A 5,669-nucleotide genomic window follows, 5' to 3' on the forward strand; every position below is an offset into this window, starting at 1 on the left:
GCCGTCGGACTGTTGGCCGTGCTCGCCTCTGCCCAACTCGGCGCCGAGCGGATCATCGCGATGAGCAGGCATGAGCAGCGCCAGAAGCTGGCCCTGGAGTTCGGGGCGACCGATATCGTGGCCGAACGCGGCGACGAGGGCGTCGCGGCGGTGAAGGACCTGACGAACGGACTCGGCGCGCACTCGGTGATCGAGGCAGTCGGCACGCAGCAGTCGATGACGCAGGCCATCGATTCGACGCGCCCGGGCGGACACGTCGGCTTCGTCGGGGTGGCACACGGAGTGGAGATTCCCGGCGACCAGCTCTTCTACAAACTCGTCCACCTCCACGGCGGCCCGGCGCCCGTCCGTCGGTTCCTGCCGGATCTCATCACGCGCATCATGAATCGAGACATCAACCCGGGCAAGGTCTTTGACCTCACACTGGCGCTGAGCGACGTGGCGCAGGGCTACGCCGCGATGGACGAGCGACGGGCGATCAAGGCGCTGCTGCAACCCTGACAAACCCGGTTGACCTCTACTGCGCGCTGAGCTGAGCCACGTCGGTCTCCGATGGCACAACAGTGACGGACAGTTCCGCTGCGCATTCGGCGACCGGGACCCGACGACGCCGCATGTCGACGAGGTGCCGTGATCTGAGCGGCGGGTCCGCGTGCCGATCAGCGGTGCACAACATCAGCGGTGCACAACTCGGTCCGCGTGGCGACCTTGTCGTCGGAGGCTTCCAACAGCTCACACCAGCGTTCGACACGCGGTCGCTCCCACAGGGTGTCAGCCCACCGGACCCAAGGCCCTGTCGTCTTGGGACGAAAGACCCTCTCCCCCAAGCCAACCGAGGTCGAACATTGGACGCGTAGACCACTCGTCGAGGAGATGATGTCCGATGTCCATCCGTCGCACGCACACCGATAACCCGCAGCACCCTGCCGCCATCGCCGGATTCGCGATCTTCCTGGTCGGTTTCGGCGCCGCACCGCTGGCCCTGACAGCCCTCGCCTTCGGGCACGGATCTGCCGCCCTCGTCGCCGCAATCGTGGCGGTCATCGGAATGGCGATCGGGATCGGCATCGTCTCGGTGATGACACGACGCCTTCACCACAGCGCGCTGCTGCCCGATGCGTCACCGAAAGAGGAGCAGCACTACCTGGAGGTCTACCGCCACCAGGCCGCCTAGCGCCCGGCCACGATGTTGGTCACCAAGGTCGAGGTCCCGAGTTGGGCGGGGCCTCGACCCGGCCGTGCCTCCTGGTCGACGTTCGTATCTTGCCCTCATCGACCACCGAAATGTGACCTTGGTAACACTAGGCTGAGAGCGTCGTCGAATCGAGGAGATGGCGCCATGACGGCTTTCCACAGATCTCACGTGTCACACGGCAATCACCCGATGGGGGTGGTCGCCTTCGTTCTCGTGCTGGCGGGCTTCCTGTCGCTGGCGGTCTCGCTGACCATGTTGGCGACAGGCGAAACCACCGCGGGAGTCGTCTGGGCGGTGGTCATGGTGGCGGCGTTCGCCGGTGGCGCGGCGGTGCTGATCGCACTGAGCCGACAGATGTACCACAGCGCGTTCTTCCCGGTGAACACCGAGCACGACCGCGTCGAGTACGACCACATGTATCACCAGCACTGATTCGGGTCGATCCCGGCGACCTGCCCCAGCCCGAGGGGAGGTCGCCGGTAAACTCCTGCCCGTGACGACGAATGGCGCTTACGCAACAGGCATCGCAACCGTGACCAACGGAGGGTCCGCCGATCCCGGCGTTGTCCTCGACGTCTGGTATCCGGACCCCGAACTCGCAACGCCCGACCTTGCCGACACCAAGATCCTCGAGGGCGACGACATTCCCCCAGACCTGAACGATCTGGTCGGGCTCGACGAGGCACGCGGCGTCAAGATCGTCGCGGTGCGCACCACCATTGCTGATCTGTCGGTCGCCCCGTCGGACGCCTACGACGTCTATCTGCGTCTACACCTGCTGTCGCACCGACTCATCGAGCCGCACGAGGCGAATCTCGAGGGCATCTTCGGTCTGCTGTCGAACGTCGTCTGGACGAACTTCGGCCCCTGCCCGGTGGAGGGATTCGAGAAGGTTCGACGACGCCTTCGCGCACGTGGACACGTGACCGTACTGAGCATCGACAAATTCCCGCGGATGGTCGACTACGTCGCACCCGGCGGAGTCCGTATCGGCGACGCCGATCGCGTGCGTCTCGGCGCCCACCTCGCCCCCGGCACCACCGTGATGCACGAGGGATTCGTGAACTACAACGCGGGCACGCTCGGGTCGTCGATGGTCGAGGGTCGGATCTCCGCGGGCGTCGTCGTCGGCGATGGTTCTGACATCGGTGGCGGAGCGTCGACGATGGGCACGCTGTCGGGCGGCGGCAAAGAGATCATCTCGCTGGGCAAGCGCTGCCTGCTCGGCGCGAACTCCGGCTGCGGCATTCCTCTCGGCGACGACTGTGTCGTCGAGGCCGGGCTGTACGTCACCGCCGGCACCAAGGTGACCGGACCCGACGGCGCGTCGGTCAAGGCGCGTGAGTTGTCCGGGCAGTCGAATCTGCTGTTCCGTCGCAACAGCCTCACCGGCGCTGTCGAAGTCGTGCCGTGGAAGGGCGACGGCATCGCGCTGAACGAGGCGCTGCACAAGAACAACTGACTCGGGGCTGCCGAGTCGGCGTTGCGGACGCCTTCGTGGCGGCGTGTGATTTCGACTCGGCAGCTCGCTGCGCTCGCGGCCGGCTCAATCAGCGGGTAGGGCGGCCGACTCACTCAGCGGGTAGGGCCGCTCCGCTCGCGGCCGGCTCAATCAGCGGGTAGGGCGGCCGACTCACTCAGCGGATGGGGCAGCTCGCTGCGCTCGCGGCCGGCTCAATCAGCGGGTAGGGCGCTCCGCTCGCGGCCGGCTCACTCAGCGGATCGTCGGGGCGGGATGTAAATGTGTGTCGGATCGAAGGATGTGGGTGCTGCAGCACCCACATCTTTACGTTCGACACACATCTGCGGCGGGCGCGGGCGGATCTGGCCAGATCCGCCCAGTCGGCGGGGCGGGTGGCCCTCAGGCGGTGAGCCGCGCCACGGCGGCGTCGATGCGCTCGTCGGTGGCGGTCAGAGCGAAGCGCACGTGGTTGACCCCGAGCGGTCCGTAGAAGTCTCCGGGGGCAGCCAGGATTCCGCGTTGGGCGAGCCACGCGACTGTGTCACGGCAGCCCTCGCCGCGGGTGGCCCAGAGGTAGAGCCCGGCCTCCGAATCGTCGACGCGGAAACCCGCCTCGCGCACCGCGGGCAGCAGCCGCGAACGGCGCAACTGGTAGCGGGCGCGCTGCGCCTCGACGTGCGTGTCGTCGGAGAGCGCAGCGGTCATCGCGGCCTGGATCGGGAACGGCACGATCATGCCCGAATGTTTGCGCACGGCAAGGAGTTCGGCGATCAGGTCGCGGTCGCCCGCGAAGAAGCCCGCGCGATACGACGCCAGGTTGGAGATCTTCGACAGGGAGTGGATGGCGAGTAGCCCGGTGTGGTCGCCGTCGCTGACCCGCGGATCGAGAATCGACACTGCCTCGGTGTCCCACGACAGTCCGAGGTAGCACTCGTCGGACGCGAGGATCGTGTCGTGCTCGCGGCACCATGCAACCACTTTGCGCAGGTGGTCGACGCCCAGCACGCGGCCCGTCGGATTCGACGGTGAGTTGATGAACATCAGCGCTGGTGCCGAACTGCCCATGACCGGGCCGATCTGCAGCGTCGAATCCGCTCGTGTCACCGACGCGCCCGCCAGCAGGGCGCTGACTTCGTACGTGGGGTAGGCGACCTCGGGGATCACGACGTTGTCGCCGACGCCGATACCGAGCGCGGAGGTCAGCCCGGCGATGGCCTCTTTGGTCCCGATGACCGGGAGAATCGACGATTCGTCGAGGCCCGACGCGCCGTACCGGCGTGCGAGAGCCTCTGCGGCGGCCTCGCGTAGCTCTTTCGTACCGACCGTTGTCGGATAGCCGGGGAAATCCGACGCGGACGCCAGCGCCTCACGAATCAGCGTGTCGACGGGATCGACGGGAGTGCCGACAGAGAGGTCGACGATGCCGTCCGCGTGGGCGGCAGCAGTCGCCTTGGCCTCGGCGAGCGAATCCCAGGGAAAATCGGGTAGCGCCTCACTCACACGTGCCCGGCGGGCCGTTCGCAAGTCAGTCCTCGCCCTCGTTCATCGGCGGGAGTTCTTTGACGAAGGGCGGGTCGAAGTCGGTCTTGCCGACCTTGCTCGCGCCACCCGGCGAACCGAGGTCGTCGAAGAAGTCGGCATTCGCGCTGACGTAGGGCTCCCACTCGTCGGGAACGTCGTCCTCGTAGAAGATCGCTTCCACAGGACACACCGGTTCGCAGGCACCACAGTCCACGCACTCATCCGGCTGGATGTACAGACTGCGGCCACCCTCGTAGATGCAATCGACAGGGCACTCCTCGACGCAGGCCTTGTCCATCACGTCCACACAGGGCTCCGCGATGATGTACGTCACCACTTTCTCCTTTTCCGCATCACACGTTCATGTGTCCGCTCGCGCCCGCGTGTGCTCACACGGCGGCAGACCTCGACGCGAGGGCTGATCGCGTCGCACGCGCGCACCGCCGACCTCCCCCGAGACAGGCGCCGAGCACACACGCATCGTCAACCTTATCTGCCCGGCAATGCCACAGCCCACATCGCCCCGTGCTATCGCCCACATCTTTCCCGGTCAGGGCAACTCGGCACGACGAAGATCACAGTTTCGACGACTCGATTCCCTCCCCGACGGCAGCCGTCGATTTGCGTTCAGCGTGACGCCAACCCTCCCGAGGCACAGACGTCGGGAGCATCCTGTCCTGGTGAGTCTGATCATCGCCCGGAACGGGGCCCAGCAGATCAGTGTGGGATTGGCCATCGCGCACTGTCGACGCCGCTGATCATCCGCTGATCCCCGACCCCCTCTCCACCTTCCGTCCGGAGTACTCATGACCTCGACCCTCGATCCCGTGCACCGCGCCGCGACACGGCCGACGAGCGCCACCCTTCCCACCAGACTTCGACCCGCCGACCTCCTGCGCATCACCGATCAGGGCGTCGCAGACGTTCTCGACGGTCGATACAACCACCTGCTGCCTCCGACCTGGGACCCCGTCGAGCGCTGGTCGACCCGCCTCGAATCCGACGACGACCTCGACCTCTGGCTGATCAGTTGGACACCGGACCGCTCGACGGACCTACACGACCACGCCGGCTCACTCGGCGCACTGACCGTGCTGTCCGGCGCGCTGCGCGAGTACCGCTGGACCGGCAACGATCTCGCACTGCGCATCCTGTCCGCGGGCGACCAGGCGTCGTTTCCCCTCGGCTGGGTCCACGACGTGCAGCATCACGCCAGTGCCCCACCGCTGCGCGGCCTCAACCAGGCGCACGCAACGTCGCACCGTCTCGGATCGGTGAACGAGCCGGGCCCCACCCTCAGCGTGCATGCCTATTCGCCACCGCTGACGGCGATGTCGTTCTACGAGGTCACCGACGCGAGCAGATTGCGACGCACGCGCACAGAACTCACCGACGAACCCGAATGATCCCGATAGCCTTGCGGTGTGCCGATGACGATCAATGACCTCCTGCTGAACGCCCGCGAGAGCCTCCAGCGGGTTGACGCCGCGG

The 5,669-nt window shown here is 66.6% G+C and carries 7 protein-coding genes; 5 read left to right on the forward strand and 2 right to left on the reverse strand.

Going from position 1 to position 5,669, the window contains the following annotated elements:
- The 4 genes from A5777_RS17410 to dapD form a co-directional block, all read left to right on the forward strand.
- The coding region (locus A5777_RS17410; protein WP_156529413.1) for a zinc-binding dehydrogenase at positions 1–501 on the forward strand (501 nt) is incomplete at its 5' end.
- A gap of 382 nt (positions 502–883) precedes the next feature.
- Positions 884–1,174 (forward strand): hypothetical protein, encoded by a 291-nt coding sequence (locus tag A5777_RS17415; RefSeq protein WP_064863602.1) that lies wholly within the window; start codon positions 884–886, stop codon positions 1,172–1,174.
- A gap of 165 nt (positions 1,175–1,339) precedes the next feature.
- Positions 1,340–1,627 carry a hypothetical protein gene (locus A5777_RS17420; protein WP_064863603.1) on the forward strand — a complete coding sequence of 96 codons (288 nt, stop codon included), beginning with the start codon at positions 1,340–1,342 and terminating at the stop codon, positions 1,625–1,627.
- A 61-nt stretch (positions 1,628–1,688) separates the two neighbouring features.
- Positions 1,689–2,657, forward strand: coding sequence for a 2,3,4,5-tetrahydropyridine-2,6-dicarboxylate N-succinyltransferase (dapD, locus tag A5777_RS17425; protein ID WP_082933730.1), 969 nt, complete (start codon positions 1,689–1,691; stop codon positions 2,655–2,657).
- A 399-nt stretch (positions 2,658–3,056) separates the two neighbouring features.
- Here the strand turns inward: dapD and dapC are convergent, their stop codons facing one another.
- The gene (gene dapC, locus A5777_RS17430) at positions 3,057–4,181 is read right to left on the reverse strand and encodes a succinyldiaminopimelate transaminase (protein ID WP_064863605.1); all 1,125 of its coding nucleotides are present in this window, start codon (positions 4,179–4,181) and stop codon (positions 3,057–3,059) included.
- A gap of 1 nt (position 4,182) precedes the next feature.
- Positions 4,183–4,515 (reverse strand): ferredoxin, encoded by a 333-nt coding sequence (fdxA, locus tag A5777_RS17435; protein WP_005207375.1) that lies wholly within the window; start codon positions 4,513–4,515, stop codon positions 4,183–4,185.
- Positions 4,516–4,984: 469 nt separating this feature from the next.
- Here fdxA and A5777_RS17440 point away from each other — a divergent pair, with 469 nt between their 5' ends.
- Complete coding sequence (locus tag A5777_RS17440) at positions 4,985–5,584, forward strand: cysteine dioxygenase (RefSeq protein WP_064863606.1); 600 nt, start codon at positions 4,985–4,987, stop codon at positions 5,582–5,584.
- Positions 5,585–5,669 lie beyond the last annotated feature (85 nt).

Source organism: Gordonia sp. 852002-10350_SCH5691597 (genome assembly GCF_001665715.1).
Classification (GTDB): domain Bacteria; phylum Actinomycetota; class Actinomycetes; order Mycobacteriales; family Mycobacteriaceae; genus Gordonia; species Gordonia sputi.